Consider the following 22366-nt stretch of genomic DNA (forward strand, 5'->3'; position numbering starts at 1 on the left):
TTATTCATCTCCATAATAATAGTAATAATTAGACCCTTTATCTATGGTTGCTTTATTAAGCACTGCGCCTATTACTTTTCCTCCAGATTTCTCTAGTAATTCTTTTGCTTTTTTCACTTCACTCTTATCATTCGCTGTAATGTCAATAATTAGTATGCAATCTCTAACATTTTGTGCATATAATTGTGCGTCCGTTACTGTCGTTACAGGAGGTGTATCAATTAAAATACAATCAAATTCTTCACTTAATTTATTAAATAATTCCGTGAATTTTTCAGAGGTAATTAATTCTGATGGATTTGGTGGTACTGGACCTGAAGTTAAAACACTTAAATTTTCAATATGTGTTTCTTTTATTGCATCTTTAGATAGCGCTTTACCAATAATGAAATTTGAAAGTCCATTAAAATTTGTTAAATCAAAAATATATTGCTGAGTTGGTTTTCTCATGTCTCCATCTATGATTAAAGTTTTATATCCTGCTTGTGCATATGTAGTTGCAATATTAGCAGTTACTGTACTTTTACCAGAAGATGGTTTTTCAGATGTAATTAGCAAAGATTTAATTTCACTATTTGCATTTGAAAACATAATATTAGAACGAATTCCTCTGAATTTCTCACTGATAGTTGATTTCGGATTATCATGAACATACAAAGGTGATATTACCTTATTTTTTTATTTTTTTTAGCCAATATAAATCCTCCTTATTTAAATTTTTGTATTGTACCTATTACTGGTATATTTAGTTCTTCTTCTACATCATGTTCAGTTTTTATTCGAGTATCGAAAATTTCTTTTAATATAATAATAATACTTGCTAAAACCAAGCCTAAAATTAAGCCTAAAAGAGCGTTCACAATTATTTTCGGTTCTGTTTGAGTTGATGTCCCATCAGCTTCGGATAAAATTGAGACATTATCAATATTCATTATTTTCGGTGTTTCATCACTAAAAACATTAGCGAAAACGTTTGCAATTTTTTCCGAATCATTCTTATTTGGACTTTCCACCGCAATATTTAGTATTTGGGATTCTGTTTCATTTGCAGCACTAATCATACTTGATAGTTCTTTTGCCGAATATGCATTATCTAATTCTTTCGAAACTTCATCTAGCATACGAGGACTAGTTGCAATTTCAGCATATGTATTTACTAATTGAATGTTACTCTGTACTTCTTGTGGTCTTGCTGCCGAATCACTTTCATTTTGGTTCACTAGCACTTGAGTAGATGCTTGATATTTTGGTTGTACTAAAACTAATGAAAACAAAAGTCCAATAATCAATCCTAATATTGGTAAAATTAACAAAAACTTCAAGTTATTTTTAATAATTTTCCAAACTTTTAATAAATCTATCGAGTTTTCCATGTAATCCTCCTAAATTTCAATAATCTATACCATTATAAAAATAAAAAGCGTAAATTACAACATCTTTTAATAATTGTAAAATAAACTTAACTTATAATTTACAACTAGAAAATATTACACAACATTTTAATTTGTCAAGATATATAAAATTTCAATATTATTACCATACAAAAAAGAGAACGTAATAAATTACGTCCTCTTCTCTCTAAATCTTATTCTATTATTATGCTATCTCAATCTGGAAACGGCGTATGACTGTACCATCATCCAACGTGGATGGTTCGATTTCTTCGCCACCGTTATGCTTAATTACTGCTACGGAAACTTCATTATCTTGATCACAAGTAATTAAAGCTTCTTGAACACCAATTCTTGATAAGTAGTCTAAAGATTTCTTCAACAACTTGTTGCCAAAACCTTTGCCACGGTATTTTTTGCGAATGCCGTAGCCAACATGGCCGCCGACTTTTTTCAGTCTATCGTTTAAGTTATGACGAATATTGGCAGCACCGATGATTTCATCATCATCTATTAAAAACAATGTCGTATTATCTACAGTTTGATCGTGTGACTTGTTATCTGCTAATTCGTGAACTATTTCTTCAAAATTACTATATTTTGTAATATTTGTAATCTCGGGTACTACCTTTTCATCATGATCAATCCATTCTCTCATATAATCACAATATAATGCTTCGTCACCCATTGTTAATTCTCTAAATTCAACCATGTTGACACTCCTTCCTTCTAAGTTATTACTCATCTATGATTTCGTTGTGTGTATTTAAATAGTACACATAATGATCTGTCCATTCGCCATTCTCAAATATGAAACCTTTGCGTACACATTCAAATTGAAAGCCTACTTTTTCAATCAAACCAATTGAGGGCACATTATCTATATTGATATGTGCTTCAAGTCTGTGAAAATGCAGTGTATCTCGTGCTTGCTTAACTAATTCTGTTACTGCTTCATAAGCAAAGCCTTGATTCCAATACTGATTGTGAATAAAATAACCAATTTCAGCCCACTGAAAATTGTCGCGGCTCAAGTTCTTAATATCAAGCATGCCTAAATGATTCATCTCTTTATCAAAAATCCCAAAGATATATAAATCATCTGCTTCAATAGCTTGTTGTTGCCTTACTATAAGTGCTGCAAACCACGGTTCAGTCGATTCTGACATGTCTACTTGACCTTTATCATATTTAAATTGAGACGGCTTGCGGTTTACAAAACCACGCAACCATGTTTCGTAATCATTTTCTTCCAACGGTCTAATGATAAGGCGTTGTGTAGTAAAATGCAACCCTAAATTTTTTGTCATCTAAAATCCCCTTCATACCGCTATCTATTATCTAAACTATAACATTTTTCACCATGAAAGCGTATCTTTCACTACGCTTTATACCTTAGTGCTTGTTACGATATTAGCTCTATAGTTCGTTGTCTATTATTTTGATCATGATATTTGAAAAACATCGCACTTCTTCTTAAGTAAAACTTGCTCATTTTGAAGTTATTTTTTCTAACTTTAACGACTTCTTTTACTAATGAAGTTACATCATAAGTTACAGGGCCAAATCCATTTTGTACATAGTTGAAATAGCCTGGAGTATACACTGAATATGTATAAATTTCATCAATATCAAATTGATAATAAATGATTGGTTTTCTTAAATAAGCAATATCAAATGCGATAGACGATACATCAGTTATTAATAAGTTAGTATTGCTAATGATATCTTTATAACTAAAGTGATTAGGGATGTTGATATATGTAATATGCTTAAAAAATTTCGAAAATCGGTCTTGCATTCTCGGATGTAAGCACAAATTAATTTTATTGTTTTTATGTTTGGCTATTTGTTGAATCTTAGGATGAGTTAAAAATGCATAAATGGATTTATAAAAATGACTTTCTACGAATTGTTTATCACTTACTTCAAGTAGATGAGGTCTCCAAGTAGGCATGACGGTTATCACTTGCTCAGTGCTTTTTTTATTGTGACTTAATAAATCGAACCTAGATAATCCTGAAAGTATCACTTCTTGTTCACTAAAACCGTATTTTTCTATAATTTCTCTTTTCTCTGCTTCAGCACTTGTAATAAAATAATCTATTGGTTTGTTCCGTTTATGTAATAACGTAGATAAGTCATTCTGAATGACACCATGTTGTAAAAATATGAATTCAAAGTCTAAAAGCTCTCTGATAAATTTCCCATTGATGCCACCAAACGGATTAAACAGATATGCTTCTGAGTGTGATGTAAAAAATTTGTTTGTTTTAAACATGAGTATATGGTGTCTTTTACTATTAAATGCAACAATCTTATCTCCATATTTTTCACGTAACTTTACAAAGTCTGGGCTAGAAGGATAAATAAGAAAATATGCTTTAACGTCAGGTTTGTTTTTTACCACAAAATCAAATAATGCTTCTGCGTTATCACCTGCCTTATCTAATCTATCGACGAATAACCATACTTTGTCATTGCTTCTTTTTTTATTAATAGTGCCTATGATTTTATATATAGCTGACTTTCTCGTTTTTTTATTTTTTAGTAAGCCAAGTATATTTTTCCATATAATAAAACGCTTCTTTTTGATATTGAGAATCTTCTTATTATCTTCAATTCTTAACATTCTATTAGCATATTGTTTAAATGGAATCCTCGTATTACTAAAATTCGTATGCCTTGTTTTACTGACTTGGTTAATCTTTTCTAAGCTGCTATGATTCACAAGATATTTTAATTCTATCTGCTTAATGTCGTCATTTAAACTTATATCAAATCTGTAAAATTTATTATAACTGATGTTTTTATTCAAAAATTTTTGTGATGTTATTATCGATTCTTGAACAGGTCGAACGATTTCTTCTTTATTAATGATTGCTAGTGGAATAACATCAATATTCATATTAATATTTGGTAGACTATATCCGCACTTTAATAGTTTATTTTTTTCATAAAGATATTCTGTCTTTAAATACATATCACTCACATTTTTAATGAAAATCTGGTTTGAATATATTTTATATTCTCCGTTTTCATGCTTTATATTTAAATTTGTCCCTTCATATTTCACTGATAAAATAGCGATTTGATACACAGCATTAATTTGCTTTAGATGCGCATTAGAGATTACGTCGTCATCCATTCGTTTAAGTAACTGAATGATTTGGTTTGTATATTTTTCTAGTTGTTTACTGTTCAGGGTTGAAAGCGTAATATTTTGATAACTTAATCTATATTGTAAATCATATAAAATCATCATTTGTACGTACTTAGGAATATTATTGTCACGGTTGTCATTGATTAAGTAATTATGAAATTTTTCGATGGTTGGACTATAAAACGTTGGGTTAGATAATGCTTTATCTATAGCTGATGATTCGTCTCTTCTTTTCCTATACCAATAACAACCTTGCGTGTAGCTCATTAAACCAATTTTAAAAGTTTGTTTAATGACATTGTAAACAAATTTAGCATCTTCACCATATTTTAATGAAGTATCAAAAGTTACATCTTTAATAGCTGACGTTCTAAAAAATACAGAAGCAACATTCATTTGAATATGATCATAATCTTGTTTTAAATCTACGACTTTATTTACTTTATTTTCATATTTAAAATTCAAGGGATGTTCTCCAACAATATTGTCAAAAAACCTTAACCTTGTAGAAATAACTTTAAGCGTAGGATTCATCTCAAAATAATTATATACATGCTTTAAAGTTGTAAGTCCCCATTTGTCATCCGAATCAAGAAAGTTTACATATTTACCTCTTACATACTTTAAACCTGTATTTCTAGCGATAGAAACCCCTTCATTTTGTTTACTTATATAATAAATATTATTAGGATACCTATTTCTATATTTAGTTAATATAGCCTCTGAATTATCCGTCGATCTATCATTCACAAGAATAATCTGTATATCCTCTAAATTCATATTTTGTTTAATGATACTTTCTAATGTTTCTTCAATGTATTGCTCTGTATTATATACAGGTATTACAATACTCATTTTAAAATCATATCTTTCATATAAAAGTTCATTTAAGCTTATAATTTGAAAATCTTCAGTTTCAAATATAGCCAAGTCACTTAAATTTTTATATTTTAGTACGAGGTCAATACCATGACTGTTTTCAATATCAGCTTGTATCATAGATTTTATATGATAAGCTATAATAATTTTTTTATATTCATCTCTACAATGTATTACGATTGCATCAACTTCCTTCGTTGATGAAAAACTACCATAAACCACTAATTTCTTCATATTTTAGCCGCTCCTGAAAATTCGACAATAGCTCCAATGTTTGATAATTCCACTTTAACAATTCATCATTAAACAGAGCACAGTCTAATACAATATATTACAATTATATTAAGAAAAATATGTGTGGAGGTAAATATAAATTTATTAATATTTTTGTCTAAAAATCGACTCCTTAATGCTAAAAGTATAGTTTTATTAATTATATTGAGAGTGATTCTTAAAAATTAATATTTAAAAGTACTTTCTTGTTATTAGAAAAATCATCAATCCATAGTGTAAAAATACTATTTTATGGGTATATGAATAAGTGAAAGCATTGGATGAATTATATTGTACTTAGCCATTTAGAATTACCTCTAGTAAAAACACATCTCTTAACTATAAGATGACATGGGTTTGGTATCTTAAGGAGGTTGTTACTATGACTCATAATAGATCTAAAAAATTATTTTTGTTGTTTGGTGTACTGGCATGGTTATCAGTAATAATTTTATTCATTCTACCAATCTTAGCGCCCTATCAAAATTTTATTGAATCTGATACTGGTTTGGCGCTCGGTTGGATTATTGTACTACTTGCCTTTATCACTCTATTTTATGTGGCTATTGTCATACTAGATATATATAGCCCTATCGCAACACAAGTATTACAATTTGTACTGTTAACAGTAGTGATTATTTGTGCAGTACCGTCTATCACTGCGTTTATTCTGGCATCATTCGTTGTAGATATTAGTATAGTTGAAATATTTATTCCAATTGTACTTGTTATATTAGCAAGTATGCTTCATATCTTATGGTTCACAATTCCATTTATCCAAAATAAACAAACACGTAAACGTTTAAAGTCTAAAGCAGGACTTTAAACAACAGTGAAAACCCTGCTCATTTTCACATAATTATGTTTGATAGCCATGTTACTAAAAAGTAGCATGGCTATTTTAGTTATTTACTATTTCTTCCCTTTTCTGGTCATAAAAAAACGGGAGTGAAAAAGAAATCAAAATTTGATTTCATCTTCCAACTCCCATAATGGTTGAGTCTGAAACACGTGTTGATGTGTCAGACTCAAGTTTAAATCATTACTATTTAATTGTTCCTAGTTCTTTGCCTACTTTTTCATAAGCAGCTAGTGCTTGGTCTAACATTTCTTTCGTATGCGCAGCTGTTGGCATGTTACGCACACGTCCTGTGCCTTTAGGAACTGTTGGGAAGACAATTGACTTCACATAGATGCCTTCGTCTTTCAAACGACTACTGAACGCTTGTGTTTCCTTTTCATCCCCAATAATAACAGGTGTGATTGGTGTTTCTGAGTTACCAATATTAAATCCTAGATCTTTTAATCCAGCTTTTAAATAATTACCATTATCCCAAAGTTTATCGTGTAACTCTGTAGATGCCATTAATTTTTTCACTGATTCAGTGATTGCTTTCGTATCTCCAGGCGCTAATGATGTAGAGAATAAAAATGGTCTTGATTGTACTTTTAACCAATCAATTAATGATTGTGTTCCAGCTACATAACCACCTACAACACCAATCGCTTTTGATAACGTACCCATTTGGAAATCAATCTTGTCTTGCAAGCCAAAATGTTTTACTGTGCCTGCACCTTTACCCATCACGCCTGAACCATGTGCGTCATCAACATAAGTAATTAAGCCAAATTCTTCAGCGATTTCAACGATTTCTGGCAATTTCGCAACATCACCGTCCATGCTGAATACACCATCAGTAATGTACATAACTTTATTATATTGACCTGACTCCACTGCTGCTTTTGCTTTTGCGCGTAAGTCTTCCATATCTGAGTGGTTTACACGAATAATTTTCGCTTTAGATAAACGACAGCCATCTATAATAGATGCGTGATTTAATTCATCTGAAAGTATCGCATCATGTTTATTCATAACAGCAGAAATTGCTGCCATATTACAGTTGAAACCTGATTGATACGCTACTGCTGCTTCTGTCCCTTTAAATTCAGCTAATTTTGCTTCTAATTCATCATGTAAATCTAATGTCCCATTAATCGAACGTACTGCACCCGCACCAACACCATGTGTATCAATTGCATCTTTCGCAGCTTGCTTTAAATCTTCATCTGTTGCTAGTCCTAAATAATTGTTCGAAGATAAGTTAACGTAATTCTTTCCCTTGATATTAATTTCAGGCCCATTCGCACCTTCAATTGTATCGATTTCATTGTATAAACCGTTATCCTTTAAATACTGAATATTTTCATCTAAAAAGCCATGTAGTGATTGTACCACTGCAAGTCCCCTTTGGATTGTCTTTGTGTTTAAGTTAATCATAACCTATTTTTAAAATACATGGAAGTAGAATAATGATTAAAAAGAAAGCGTTTTCTACAATTGAATTTGTGCGTTAATAATTGGTGGTACAGTTAAGTTATTTTAAATGGTATACTGGATAAAAATGACTAAGGAAGAAGGGTTGAAGTTGTTTGATTGGTTTCAACTAGCGCAAGAAAAAGAAAGTAAAATGATACAAGTACGTCGTTACTTACATCAATATCCCGAATTATCGTTCGAAGAATACCATACTCATGATTATATTCAAAATCAATTGAGTCAATTGTCATGTGAAATACGTACACCCGTAGGTCGCAATGGTATCGTGGCGACTTTTAAAGGTCGTGGCGATGGGCCAACAGTAGCATTACGTGCAGACTTCGATGCACTACCTATAGAAGAACTTACAGAAGTAGATTACAAATCTAAAAATCCAGGTGCCATGCACGCATGTGGTCATGATGGTCACACCGCAACTTTATTAGGCGTGGCGGAAATTATAGAGCATCATCTACAATTTTTAAATGGTAACGTGGTACTCATCTTCCAATATGGCGAAGAAGTAATGCCAGGTGGCTCTCAAGAAATGGTAGACGATGGTTGTTTACAAGACGTAGACAAAATATACGCTAACCATTTATGGAGCGGTTATCCTACAGGTACGATTTATTCTCGTGCTGGTGCAATGATGGCTTCACCGGATGAATTCAATATTACAATTCAAGGTAAAGGCGGACATGGTGCCAAACCACACGAAACCATTGATCCTGTAGTAATCATGGCTGAATTTATTATGAGTGCACAAAAAATCGTTTCAAGAACGATTGATCCTGTCAAACAGGCAGTGATAAGTTTTGGTATGGTCCAAGCAGGATCTGCAGATAATATCATCCCTGACACTGCATTTTGTAAAGGCACTGTACGTACATTCGATACAGAAGTTCAAACTCATGTCATGACTAAAATGGATAAACTCTTACAAGGTCTTGCTGTGGCAAACGACATCACATACACAATGGATTACATTAAGGGCTATCTACCTGTCCATAACAATCCAAATAGCTATGAAGTTGTTAAACAAGCAGCAAACGATATTAACTTAAGATTCAACGAGTCAGAATTAATGATGATTGGTGAAGACTTCTCTCATTACTTAAAAGTTCGTCCGGGCGCTTTATTCCTAACAGGATGCGGTAATCCAGAAAAAGATACAACACACCCACATCACAGTCCAAACTTCAATATTGATGAAAAAGCAATGAAATACACCGTTAGTCAATTCCTCAAAATTCTAGAACTCGAAAATGTGATTGTTAGCGCCACTTAGGAATGAAATGAGTTAGTGGCGCTTATGCATGCGTGTCAACGCAGGCGTTCCTCTCCCACTTCGTAATTTTATTACGTTAGTGGTTTTTATGCATAAAGACTTACTTTCCAATTCATTTGGATTAGTAAGTCTTACGCATATGCTTCAGCATATGTGATCTACTACAACAGCTCAGGCGTTCTATTATTACTTATACAAACAAGCACAATGTCGTTTTGACATTGTGCTTGTTTGTTTTCATTATTATTTTTATTTTCGTTAATTCAATTATACTATTTGCTTAAAACGGCAGTTATTTTCGCTGATACCTGCGGGAAGACTACAATATGGAGACAACAAGCTAGGGCGATGTCCGCGTAAATAATGATAAAAAAGTGCTAAAGAAAATTATATTAAGAAGCCCTAATCCATTTCAGGTTTCTATGGTTTACAATAGCTTTGCTATTGCATTAAGAAGCCCTAATCACTTTTTGTGATAAGGGCTTCTATATAAAAAAAGAGCCTCCATAAAGGAGACTCCTAAAATATCTATCAAAGATAGAAATTATTTATTATTTAATAATTGAAGTTACAACGCCTGATCCAACAGTACGTCCACCTTCACGGATAGAGAAACGAGTACCATCTTCGATAGCGATTGGTGAAATCAATTCAACTTGCATTTCAACGTTATCGCCAGGCATAACCATTTCAGTACCTTCTGGTAAAGTAACAACGCCTGTTACGTCAGTAGTACGGAAATAGAATTGCGGACGGTAGTTAGTGAAGAATGGAGTATGACGTCCACCTTCTTCTTTTGATAAAACATAAACGTCTGCTTTGAAGTTAGTATGCGGTGTAATAGTACCAGGCGCAGCTAAAACTTGTCCACGAGAGATGTCATCACGTGATACACCACGTAATAAAGCACCAATGTTGTCGCCAGCTTCAGCGTAGTCTAGTAATTTACGGAACATTTCAACACCTGTAACAGTTGTCTTAGTTGATTCCTCTTGCATACCGATGATTTCAATTTCAGCACCGACTTTGATTTGACCACGTTCAACACGGCCTGTAGCAACAGTACCACGACCAGTGATTGAGAATACGTCCTCAACTGGCATCATGAATGGTTTGTCAGAATCACGTTCTGGTGTTGGGATAAATTCATCAACAGCGTCCATTAATTCTAAGATTTTGTTTTCATATTCTTCAACGCCTTCAAGCGCTTTTAATGCTGAACCAGCGATTACAGGAACGTCGTCGCCAGGGAAGTCATATTCGCTTAATAAGTCACGAACTTCCATTTCAACTAATTCTAATAATTCTTCATCGTCAACCATGTCAACTTTGTTTAAGAATACAACTAATGCTGGAACACCAACGTTACGTGATAACAAGATATGTTCACGAGTTTGAGGCATTGGACCATCAGCAGCAGATACTACTAAGATACCGCCGTCCATTTGAGCAGCACCAGTGATCATGTTTTTCACATAGTCAGCGTGACCTGGGCAGTCAACGTGAGCATAGTGACGAGAATTAGTTTGGTACTCGATATGTGAAGTATTAATTGTAATACCACGTTCTTTTTCTTCTGGAGCGTTATCAATCATGTCATATGATTGAGCTACAGTGTCACCATTTTTTGCCATTACAGTTGCAATTGCAGCTGTTAAAGTAGTTTTACCATGGTCAACGTGTCCGATAGTACCAATATTGGCATGGGTTTTTGAGCGGTCAAATTTTTCTTTAGCCATTATAAAATCTCTCCTATTCGTTAGAAAATTATTTTTTTAAATTTATCTCTCATGACAGTTACTCACTGTCACGAGAAGAATATTTGTTACTTGTAATAAAGGACTATATAGTACCTTTATAATGCATTTCAGCTAAAAAATCAATTGATAAAACTGTAAGCTACATAATTAAGCATTACATGCAATTAACAGATAGACTGCTATCTTACAAAATAAATTTAATTACTCTGCTGAATTACCACTGTTTTTCTTGATAATTTCTTCAGCAACTGATTTTGGAACTTCTGCATAGTGGTCAAAGTACATAGTATACGTACCGCGACCTTGAGTGTTAGAACGTAATGATGTTGCATAACCGAACATTTCTGAAAGTGGTACAAAAGCATTAACAACTTGTGCATTACCACGAGGTTCCATACCATCAACACGTCCACGACGAGATGTTACGTCACCCATGATGTCACCCATGTACTCTTCAGGCATTTCGATTGTTACTTTCATCATTGGTTCTAAGATAACTGGGTTACATTTTTTAGCAGCTTCTTTAAGCGCTAATGATGCAGCAATTTTGAAGGCCATTTCTGATGAATCGACATCATGGTATGAACCGTCATATAATTTAGCTTTAACATCAATTAAAGGATAACCAGCTAATACACCGTTTTCCATTGAATCTTTAAGTCCGGCTTCAACTGATGGAATGTATTCACGAGGAACTACACCACCAACGATAGCGTTTTCGAATTCAAAACCGCCACCAGTTTCGTTAGGCGCGAATTCAATCTTAACGTCACCATATTGACCACGACCACCAGATTGACGAGCGAATTTACCTTGAACTTGAGCTGATTGCTTAAATGTTTCACGGTATGAAACCATTGGAGCACCAACGTTACATTCAACGTTAAATTCTTTCTTCATACGGTCTACTAAGATATCTAAGTGAAGTTCACCCATACCACCAATGATAACTTGTCCAGTTTCATCGTCTGTGTGTGCATGGAATGTTGGATCTTCTTCTTGTAACTTAACTAAAGCTGTAGTCATCTTGTCTTGGTCAGCTTTAGATTTTGGTTCAACAGATAAGTGAATAACAGGTTCTGGGAAATCCATAGATTCCAAGATAATGTCATTCTTCTCACCACATAAAGTATCACCAGTAGCAGTATCTTTAAGACCTACCGCAGCAGCGATATCTCCTGAGTATACAGTGTTAAGTTCTTGACGAGAGTTAGCGTGCATTTGTAGTAAACGACCTACACGTTCACGTTTGCCCTTCGTAGAGTTCTTAACGTATGAACCAGATGACATATGTCCTGAATAAACACGGAAGAATGTTAACTTACCAACATAAGGGTCAGTCATTACTTTGAACGCTAAAGCAGCGAACTCAGCATCGTCATCAGCTTTTGCGATAACTTCTTCTTCTGGATCATCAGCACGGTGGCCAACAATTGGTTTAACGTCTAATGGTGATGGTAGGTAATCAATTACTGCATCAAGCATTAATTGAACACCTTTGTTTTTGAATGCTGTACCAACAAGAACTGGATAAAATTCAATATCATTTGTTGCTTGACGGATAGCATCTTTCAATTCAGCAACAGAAATATCTTCGTCAGCTAAATATTTTTCCATTAATTCATCATTACTTTCAGCTACAGCTTCAATTAATGCTGAACGAGCTTCTTCAGCTCTTTCTTTATGATCTTCAGGAATTTCAATTTCATCAATTTCAGTTCCTAAGTCATTGTTGTATTTGAAACATTTCATTTCAACTAAGTCGATAATTGCTTCAAATTGATCTTCAGCACCAATTGGTAATTGAATTGGTTGTGCATTAGCTTGCAAACGGTCATGAATAGTGCTAACTGCATATTCAAAGTTAGCGCCCATTTTGTCCATTTTGTTTACGAAGACAATACGAGGCACACTATAAGTTGTTGCTTGACGCCAAACTGTTTCAGTTTGCGGTTCAACACCTGATTGTGCATCAAGTACTGTTACTGCACCATCAAGTACACGTAATGAACGTTCAACTTCAACAGTGAAGTCTACGTGTCCTGGTGTATCGATGATATTTACACGGTGATTATCCCATTCCGCTGTTGTTGCAGCAGAAGTGATTGTGATACCACGATCTTGCTCCTGTTCCATCCAGTCCATTTGTGAAGCTCCTTCATGAGTTTCACCAATTTTGTGGATGCGTCCAGTATAGTAAAGAATACGTTCTGTCGTAGTTGTTTTACCAGCATCGATGTGGGCCATGATACCGATATTACGAGTTCTGTCTAAACTAAAATCTCTAGCCATGTATTTTTCTCCTTCCAGTATAACTGCGAATAAATACTATAAATATGGCGATGCCCTAAGCACGCGCCGTAGATAGTAAACTATCAATGTGGAACATGCTCAGGGATAAAGCTACTATCCTACCAACGATAGTGAGCGAAGGCTTTGTTAGCTTCAGCCATTTTGTGAGTGTCTTCACGTTTCTTAACTGCGCCACCTGTATTGTTGGCTGCATCTAAGATTTCGTTAGCTAAACGCTCTTCCATAGTTTTTTCACCACGGTGACGCGAATAATTAACTAACCAACGAAGTCCTAAAGTCGTACGACGTTCTGGACGAACTTCAACTGGTACTTGATAGTTAGAACCACCTACACGGCGAGCTTTAACTTCTAATACTGGCATGATATTGTCGATAGCTTCATCGAATACTTCAACAGCTTCACGACCACTACGTTCTTGAACTAAGTCGAAAGCAGAATAAAGAATTCTTTGAGCTGTCCCACGTTTACCATCTAACATGATTTTGTTGATCAATTTTGTAACTAATTTAGAGTTGTGGATTGGATCCGGTAATACGTCTCTTTTTGGTACTGATCCTTTACGAGGCATAATGTAAATCCTCCCTTCCTATTATAGTATATTTTTTAAATTTATTGCGAAAATTTACGGAATCTTAAACTTATTTCTTAGGTTTTTTAGCTCCGTATTTTGAACGGCTCTTTCTACGTCCATCTACACCTGAAGTATCAAGCGCACCACGTACAACGTGATAACGTACACCAGGTAAATCTTTTACACGTCCACCACGTACAAGTACAACACTGTGTTCTTGTAAGTTATGTCCGATACCAGGGATATACGCATTAATTTCGATACTGTTTGACAAACGTACACGGGCATATTTACGTAACGCGGAGTTAGGTTTTTTAGGAGCCATAGTACCTACACGAGTACAAACACCACGTTTTTGTGGAGAGTTTAAACTAGTGTATTTTTTCTTTTTGCTGTTAAAGTTTCTGTTCAAAGCTGGTGAACCATATTTTTTTGATTTGCTTTGTCTAGGTTTACGTACCAATTGATTAATAGTTGGCATTGAATGTTTCCTCCTCTCATCATTTATAATCCCACACATCCAGGTGGTTCATTTCAAGGGCAAATAAAATTTAGTAAGAATAATTCTTACTAATCTCATTTTAATAACGCAACAATTGTTGCATTAACGTTAATACCTACATATTCTCCTAAAGCTTGCTTGCTTTTGAAAAATGAAACAGGTATTTGTTTATGATTGATTTGACTTAACACGCGAGTCAGTAAATGAACTTCAACGTCTTCAGCAATAATCAATGATGTAACTTGGTTCTTATCCAAAGCCTTAAGCGTTTGTTTAAGTCCAATAACATGATGTTGTTTGTTAAAGCGTGCAACTTTTTCATTAGACATTAAAATATCCTCCAAAGTTCTGCTTGCATCAACCTTAATAATAATAACATCTTAGCTACTGTTGAGTCAACTTTAAATACGATAAATTCTTCAAAAAACATAAAAAACAAGTGATCGAAATATAATATCTCGATCACTTTGTTTATTCAATAAAAAGAATTATATCTTAGTTGTCTCTGATTCTTCTGAAACTGTTGTATTTGGTGCAACTGTGTCGTATTTAACGTCTCTGTAACGTCTCATACCAGTACCAGCTGGAATTAATTTACCTATGATAACATTCTCTTTAAGACCAAGTAAGTTATCGCGTTTTCCTTTAATTGCAGCATCTGTAAGTACACGTGTTGTTTCTTGGAACGAAGCTGCTGATAAGAAGCTTTCTGTTTCAAGAGACGCTTTCGTAATACCTAGTAAGACTGGTTTAGCTGTTGCTGGACGTTTACGTTCTTTAAATGCGTCACGGTTTGCATCAGTAAAGCTGTGAATATCTACTAATGAACCTGGAAGTAACTTAGTATCTCCAGCTTCAATAATGCGTACTTTACGTAGCATTTGTCTAACCATAACTTCAACGTGTTTATCATCAATTTCTACACCTTGCATACGGTAAACTTTTTGAACTTCTTTTAATAGATAACTTTCTGTTGCATTTAAACCTGATACAGATAAATAGTTCTTAGGCTCGATTGAACCTTCAGTTAGAACTTCACCACGTTCAACGCTTTGACCAACCTCAACTTTCAATCTTGAAGTACCTGAAGCTAAATATGATTTAGATTCGTTAGCACCTTTAATAACGATTTCTTGTTGACGGTCTTTCGCAATCTTGATGTCATCAACGACACCTTCGATTTCTGTAATCACGGCTTGACCTTTAGGATTACGTGCTTCGAAGATCTCTTGAATACGTGGAAGACCTTGCGTGATATCACTACCTGCTACACCACCTGTATGGAATGTACGCATTGTAAGCTGTGTACCTGGTTCACCAATTGATTGTGCAGCAATTGTACCAACTGCTTCACCAACTTCAACTTTTTCACCAGTAGCAAGGTTTTTACCGTAACATTTTTCACAAACACCGTGACGTGTATTACATGTAAATGCTGAACGTATATACATTGATTCAATACCAGCGTCTGTAATTTGTTTAGCAATGTCTGCAGTTACTAATTGATCTGGTTTTACAATTACTTCATCAGTCTCTGGATGACGGACAGTTTCTTTAGAATAACGTCCTTCAATACGTTCGATGAATGGTTCGATCATTTCTGTACCTTCTTTGATATCAGAAACAAGTAGACCACGGTCAGTACCACAATCTTCATCACGAACAATAACATCTTGAGCAACGTCAACAAGACGACGAGTAAGGTAACCTGAATCGGCTGTTTTAAGTGCTGTATCGGCAAGACCTTTACGCGCACCATGGGTAGAGATAAAGTACTCTAACACTGTTAAACCTTCACGGAATGAAGAAGTGATTGGTAATTCAATAATCTTACCTGATGGTGCAGCCATAAGTCCACGCATACCTGCTAACTGTGTAAAGTTAGATGCGTTACCACGGGCACCAGAGTCACTCATCATAAAGATTGGGTTTGTTTTATCAAGTGAGCCCATTAATTTTTGCTGAATTTGGTCTTTAGCGTCAGTCCAAATTTCAACGACAGCGTTATAACGTTCAAATTCAGTGATTAAACCACGATTAAATTGTTTCGTAATTCTCTCAACTAATTTTTCGTGTTCATCTAAAATTTCTTGTTTATCTGGTAATACTACGATATCAGATACACCAACAGTGATACCTGCTTTAGTTGAGAATTTGAATCCTAAGTCTTTCATTCTGTCTAACATCATAGAAGTATCTGTGATGCTGAAACGATTGAAGACTTCTGCAATAATATTTCCTAAGAAATTTTTATTGAAAGGTTCAATTAATTCTTGATTATCGAAGTATTCTTTTAATCCGCCTTCACCTAATTCAGTAGCAGATATGAAATATCTAGCTGGTGTTTTATTTTCTAAATTAGTTTGTGTTGGTTCGTTAATATATGCAAATGAATCCGGAATGATTTCATTGAATATAACTTTACCAACTGAAGTTAACAAGATTTTTTTGTTTTGTTCTTCAGTAAATGTTGGATTATTAAATGATTTAGCATGTACACCAATACGTGAATGTAAGTGTACGTAGCCATTCGCATAAGCTTTTAACACTTCATTTGTATCATTAAAAATCGCACCAGTATTCACTGATTCTTTACGCTCTAAAGTTAAGTAATAGTTACCTAGCACCATATCTTGTGAAGGTGTTACAACTGGTTTACCATCTTTAGGGTTTAAGATATTTTGTGCTGCAAGCATTAACATACGTGCTTCTGCTTGAGCTTCTTTAGATAATGGTACGTGAACCGCCATTTGGTCACCATCAAAGTCAGCGTTGTAAGCTGTTGTAGCAAGTGGATGTAGACGAATTGCACGACCTTCAACTAATGTAGGTTCAAATGCTTGAATACCTAATCTGTGAAGTGTTGGTGCACGGTTTAAAAGTACTGGGTGTTCTTTGATAACATCTTCCAATACGTCCCAAACTTCATCATCCATGCGTTCAATCTTACTTTTCGCATTTTTAATGTTTGTAGCAATTTCACGTTGAACTAATTCTTTCATGATGAAAGGTTTGAACAATTCTAATGCCATCTCTTTAGGTAGTCCACATTGGTACATTTTCAAGCTAGGTCCAACTGCAATAACTGAACGACCTGAATAGTCAACACGTTTACCTAATAAGTTTTGACGGAAACGTCCTTGTTTACCTTTTAACATATGAGAAAGAGATTTTAATGGGCGGTTACCTGGTCCAGTAACTGGACGGCCACGACGACCATTATCGATAAGTGCATCAACAGCTTCTTGTAACATACGTTTTTCGTTTTGGACGATGATGCCTGGAGCACCTAAGTCTAATAAACGTTTCAAACGGTTGTTACGGTTAATAACACGACGATACAAATCATTAAGATCACTTGTAGCAAAACGTCCACCATCTAATTGAACCATTGGTCTGATTTCTGGTGGGATAATTGGAAGTACGTCTAACACCATCCATGCTGGATTATTACCTGAATGTCTGAATGATTCAACTACTTCTAAACGTTTGATTGCACGTGTAAGTCTTTGACCTGTTGCTGATTCTAACTCATCTCTTAGTTGTTTAAGTTCAGCGTCTAAGTCGATTTCTTGTAGTAATTCTTTGATACCTTCAGCACCCATTTTGGCGTTGAATTTACCTGGGAATTTATCATAGTACTCTCTGAATTCTGCTTCAGATAATAATGTCTTTTGCTCTAAACCAGTTGGACCTGGGTTAACAACAACATAAGAAGCGAAGTAAATAACTTCTTCTAACGCTCTTGGCGACATATCTAATAAAAGACCCATACGACTTGGAATACCTTTGAAGTACCAAATGTGTGATACAGGCGCAGCTAATTCAATATGGCCCATTCTTTCACGGCGCACTTTTGACTTAGTTACTTCTACTCCACATCTGTCACAAACCATACCTTTATAACGTACACGTTTGTATTTACCACAACTACATTCCCAGTCTTTCGAAGGTCCAAATATTCTCTCACAGAATAGACCATCTTTTTCTGGTTTTAAAGTACGATAGTTAATTGTTTCTGGCTTTTTAACCTCACCAAAAGACCATGAACGGATTTTTTCGGGTGAAGCAAGTCCTATTTTCATATAATGGAAATTATTTACATCAATCAAGGAGCCTACCTCCTTCAATTTAGATTAGCTGTGCAAATTGATTGATTGCTCTATATCAATAATGGAATAACCAAGATTAAGGCAAATACGAACAAGTATTGTACCTTAACTTGGTGTATTCTTTTATAAACTTAAATGCAATTAGTCTGTAATTTCTTTCTGTGATTGTGGCGCTTCTTTTTGTTGAAGATCCACTTTACGTTCAACGACATCATCATCTTCATTGTCTTGCATGTCAATTTCATTGTCATGCTCGTCCATAATCTTAACGTCTAACCCTAAACTTTGTAATTCTTTCATCAATACTCTGAATGATTCAGGAACACCTGGTTTAGTGATGTTTTCACCTTTAACAATAGATTCATATGTTTTCACACGACCTACTGTATCATCGGATTTGTAAGTTAAGATTTCTTGAAGTGTATATGCAGCACCGTATGCTTCAAGTGCCCATACTTCCATCTCACCGAAACGTTGTCCACCAAATTGTGCTTTACCACCAAGTGGTTGTTGCGTAACAAGTGAGTAAGGTCCTGTTGAACGTGCGTGTAATTTATCGTCAACCATGTGAGCAAGTTTCAGCATGTACATTACACCAACTGAAATTCTGTTATCAAATGGTTCACCTGTACGTCCGTCATATAATACCGTCTTACCATCACGAGCCATACCAGCTTCTTCAATTGTTGACCATACATCATCATCACTCGCACCATCAAATACTGGTGAAGCAACGTGAATACCTAAGTTTTTAGCAGCCATACCTAAGTGTAGCTCTAATACTTGTCCGATATTCATACGTGATGGAACACCAAGTGGGTTCAACATGATATCGATTGGCGTACCGTCTGGTAAATAAGGCATATCTTCTTCAGGAACAAGTTTAGAAATTACACCCTTGTTACCATGTCGACCACACATTTTGTCACCAACGTGTATTTTACGTTTTTGAACGATATACACACGAACTAATTGGTTAACACCTGGTGATAATGTGTCGTCTCCTTCTTCACGGTTAAAGACTTTAACATCTAGAACAATACCACCTGCACCATGAGGTACGCGTAATGATGTATCGCGAACTTCACGTGCTTTTTCACCGAAGATTGCATGTAGTAAACGTTCTTCTGCAGTTAATTCTGTTACACCTTTAGGCGTTACTTTACCGACTAAGATGTCACCATCATTAACTTCAGCACCTACGTATACAATACCGCGGTCATCTAAGTTTTTAAGTGCACTATCTGAAACGTTAGGAATATCACGAGTGATTTCTTCAGGTCCTAGTTTTGTATCACGTGCTTCAGATTCATACTCTTCAATATGAATAGAAGTGTATACGTCATCTTTAACTAGACGTTCACTCATGATTACGGCATCCTCGTAGTTATAACCGTCCCAAGTCATGAAACCAACAACTAAGTTTCTACCTAATGCCATTTCACCAAGTTCCATTGAAGGACCGTCAGCTAAAATTTCGCCTTTAGTCACTACATCGCCAGTAGCAATGATAGGTCTTTGGTTATAACATGTACCAGTATTTGAACGTTTGAATTTAGCTAATGGATAGCGATCTAATTCGCCTTCATATTCTTGACCATCTTCTTCAATAAGTCGACGTACAAGAATTTCATTAGATTCAACGTGTTCAACACGGCCTTTATGTTTTGCAACAATTGCTGCACCAGAGTCACGTGCTGCCACGTGCTCCATACCAGTTCCTACGAATGGTGATTCAGGATTCATCAATGGCACTGCTTGACGTTGCATGTTTGCACCCATCAATGCACGGTTAGAGTCATCGTTTTCTAAGAAAGGAATACATGCTGTCGCAGCAGAAACAACTTGTTTAGGTGAAACATCCATGTAGTCCATTTTTTCTTTAGCCATAACTGTGTTATTACCACGGAAACGACAAACAACTTCGTCTTCTACGAAACGACCATTTTCATCTAATACAGAGTTTGCTTGAGCTACTACATAGCTGTCTTCTTCGTCAGCTGTTAAGTAGTCAATTTGGTCTGTTATTGAATGTGTTTCAAGATCTACTTTACGGTAAGGTGTTTCAATGAAACCAAATTCATTCACACGCGCATAACTAGATAGTGAGTTGATAAGTCCGATATTCGGACCCTCTGGTGTTTCGATTGGACACATACGACCATAGTGAGAATAGTGAACGTCACGTACTTCCATTTGAGCACGTTCACGTGTTAAACCGCCGGGTCCTAATGCTGATAAACGACGTTTATGTGTTAACTCGGCTAATGGGTTAGCTTGGTCCATGAATTGTGATAATTGAGAGCTACCAAAGAATTCTTTAATAGATGCAATAACAGGACGAATATTGATTAATTGTTGAGGCGTAACAGAATCAGTGTCTTGGATAGACATTCTTTCACGTACAACACGTTCCATTCTTGATAAACCAATACGGAATTGATTTTGTAATAGTTCCCCTACTGAACGTAGACGACGATTACCTAAATGGTCAATATCATCTGTAAAGCCAATACCACTTAACAAGTTAAAGAAGTATGACATTGATGCAATAATATCTGCTGGTGTAATACATTTCACTTCTGAATCAGGGAAAGCATTACCAATCACTGTAGTTGTACGTCCTTCTTCATCGTTCGGAACGTATACTTTGATTGATTGAATCTCAACAGGTTCATCAATAACAGTACCTTCTAATTCAAAGACTTCACTATTTGCATTTGCTTCTAGTACATCCATAACCTCATCTAAGTTACGACGATCTAAGACTGTACCTTCTTCAGCTACAATTTCACCTGTTTCAGTATTAACAATTGGTTCAGCTAATTTCTGATTGAATAAACGGTGTTTCAAATGAAGTTTTTTATTCGCTTTGTAACGACCTACACTAGCTAAGTCATAACGTTTCGGATCAAAGAAACGAGAATATAATAAGCTCTTAGCATTTTCAACTGTAGGCGGTTCGCCAGGGCGTAAGCGCTCATAAATTTCTAATAATGCTTGATCAGTATTTTCAGTACCATCTTTTTCTAAAGTATTACGTAAGTACTCGTTTTCACCTAAAAGATCAACAATTTCTTGATCAGTTGAGAAACCTAAAGCACGTAATAATACTGTTAATGGTAATTTTCTTGTTCTATCAATACGTACATAAACAACATCTTTCGCATCAGTTTCATATTCTAACCATGCACCACGGTTAGGAATAATTGTTGCATCGAAGTTTGTACGACCATTTTTATCTAGTTTTTCATTGAAGTATACGGATGGTGAACGAACTAATTGTGAAACGATTACACGTTCAGCACCATTTATTACGAATGTACCTGTATCTGTCATTAATGGGAAATCGCCCATAAATACTTCTTGCTCTTTCACTTCGCCAGTTTCTTTGATGATTAGACGTACTTTTACACGTAGAGGTGCAGAATACGTTGTATCACGGTTTTTTGATTCTTCTAAATCATATTTCGGTTCTCCGAGTCTATAATCTACAAACTCTAAAGAAAGATTGCCTGTGAAATCTTCAATCGGAGAAATGTCTCTAAACATTTCTAATAAACCTTCTTCTAAGAACCACTCGTAAGACTCAGTCTGAATCTCAATTAAATTCGGTAATTCTAATACCTCTGAAATTCTCGCATAGTTTCTACGTTTACGATGTCTTCCATATTGGACAAATTGACCTGCCAAACAGATTCACCCCTCAAAAATTGCGTGTTTACTTTTACTAAATGAGCCAATATAATGAGATAAAAAGAAAACGGTAGCATACCAAATGACACCATTTTCCATT

15 protein-coding genes are annotated in these 22366 nt (G+C 35.0%); 2 read left to right on the forward strand and 13 right to left on the reverse strand.

Annotated elements, in window-relative coordinates:
* The 5 genes from AOB58_RS07315 to AOB58_RS07335 form a co-directional block, all read right to left on the reverse strand.
* Complete coding sequence (locus AOB58_RS07315) at positions 1-591, reverse strand: polysaccharide biosynthesis tyrosine autokinase (protein ID WP_082920407.1); 591 nt, start codon at positions 589-591, stop codon at positions 1-3.
* 116 nt (positions 592-707) lie between these two features.
* A complete protein-coding gene (locus AOB58_RS07320; protein WP_064783196.1) occupies positions 708-1373 on the reverse strand; it encodes a YveK family protein in 666 nt (221 codons plus the stop codon).
* A 223-nt stretch (positions 1374-1596) separates the two neighbouring features.
* The gene (locus tag AOB58_RS07325) at positions 1597-2103 is read right to left on the reverse strand and encodes a GNAT family N-acetyltransferase (RefSeq protein WP_056935259.1); all 507 of its coding nucleotides are present in this window, start codon (positions 2101-2103) and stop codon (positions 1597-1599) included.
* A 25-nt stretch (positions 2104-2128) separates the two neighbouring features.
* Positions 2129-2701 (reverse strand): GNAT family N-acetyltransferase, encoded by a 573-nt coding sequence (locus AOB58_RS07330; RefSeq protein WP_064783197.1) that lies wholly within the window; start codon positions 2699-2701, stop codon positions 2129-2131.
* Positions 2702-2796: 95 nt separating this feature from the next.
* Entirely contained in the window at positions 2797-5667 is a 2871-nt protein-coding gene (locus tag AOB58_RS07335; protein ID WP_064783198.1) for a bifunctional glycosyltransferase/CDP-glycerol:glycerophosphate glycerophosphotransferase, read from the reverse strand.
* A gap of 421 nt (positions 5668-6088) precedes the next feature.
* Between AOB58_RS07335 and AOB58_RS07340 the strand changes: the two genes are divergently transcribed.
* Entirely contained in the window at positions 6089-6532 is a 444-nt protein-coding gene (locus AOB58_RS07340) for a hypothetical protein (protein ID WP_064783199.1), read from the forward strand.
* Between the two features lie 219 nt (positions 6533-6751).
* Here the strand turns inward: AOB58_RS07340 and AOB58_RS07345 are convergent, their stop codons facing one another.
* On the reverse strand, positions 6752-7942 hold the full coding sequence (locus AOB58_RS07345; RefSeq protein WP_064783200.1) for a glycine C-acetyltransferase: 1191 nt from the start codon (positions 7940-7942) through the stop codon (positions 6752-6754).
* Between the two features lie 190 nt (positions 7943-8132).
* On the opposite strand from AOB58_RS07345, the gene AOB58_RS07350 reads away from it, so the two are divergent.
* Complete coding sequence (locus AOB58_RS07350; protein ID WP_064783201.1) at positions 8133-9311, forward strand: M20 family metallopeptidase; 1179 nt, start codon at positions 8133-8135, stop codon at positions 9309-9311.
* A 551-nt stretch (positions 9312-9862) separates the two neighbouring features.
* Here AOB58_RS07350 and tuf read toward each other — a convergent pair.
* From tuf to rpoB, 7 genes are all read right to left on the reverse strand, one after another.
* A complete protein-coding gene (tuf, locus tag AOB58_RS07355) occupies positions 9863-11050 on the reverse strand; it encodes an elongation factor Tu (protein WP_002508563.1) in 1188 nt (395 codons plus the stop codon).
* Positions 11051-11272: 222 nt separating this feature from the next.
* Positions 11273-13363 carry an elongation factor G gene (fusA, locus tag AOB58_RS07360; protein WP_064783202.1) on the reverse strand — a complete coding sequence of 697 codons (2091 nt, stop codon included), beginning with the start codon at positions 13361-13363 and terminating at the stop codon, positions 11273-11275.
* A 119-nt stretch (positions 13364-13482) separates the two neighbouring features.
* Positions 13483-13953 (reverse strand): 30S ribosomal protein S7, encoded by a 471-nt coding sequence (gene rpsG, locus AOB58_RS07365; RefSeq protein ID WP_002508565.1) that lies wholly within the window; start codon positions 13951-13953, stop codon positions 13483-13485.
* Positions 13954-14023: 70 nt separating this feature from the next.
* Positions 14024-14437, reverse strand: coding sequence for a 30S ribosomal protein S12 (gene rpsL / locus AOB58_RS07370; protein ID WP_057511711.1), 414 nt, complete (start codon positions 14435-14437; stop codon positions 14024-14026).
* Between the two features lie 95 nt (positions 14438-14532).
* The gene (locus tag AOB58_RS07375; RefSeq protein WP_002508567.1) at positions 14533-14787 is read right to left on the reverse strand and encodes a ribosomal L7Ae/L30e/S12e/Gadd45 family protein; all 255 of its coding nucleotides are present in this window, start codon (positions 14785-14787) and stop codon (positions 14533-14535) included.
* Positions 14788-14946: 159 nt separating this feature from the next.
* Entirely contained in the window at positions 14947-18543 is a 3597-nt protein-coding gene (gene rpoC, locus AOB58_RS07380) for a DNA-directed RNA polymerase subunit beta' (RefSeq protein ID WP_162492977.1), read from the reverse strand.
* A 168-nt stretch (positions 18544-18711) separates the two neighbouring features.
* Positions 18712-22263, reverse strand: a complete 3552-nt coding sequence (gene rpoB / locus AOB58_RS07385; protein WP_002508569.1) for a DNA-directed RNA polymerase subunit beta — start codon at positions 22261-22263, stop codon at positions 18712-18714.
* Positions 22264-22366 lie beyond the last annotated feature (103 nt).

This window comes from Staphylococcus sp. AntiMn-1 (assembly GCF_001663395.1).
In the GTDB taxonomy this organism is placed as follows: domain Bacteria; phylum Bacillota; class Bacilli; order Staphylococcales; family Staphylococcaceae; genus Staphylococcus; species Staphylococcus equorum.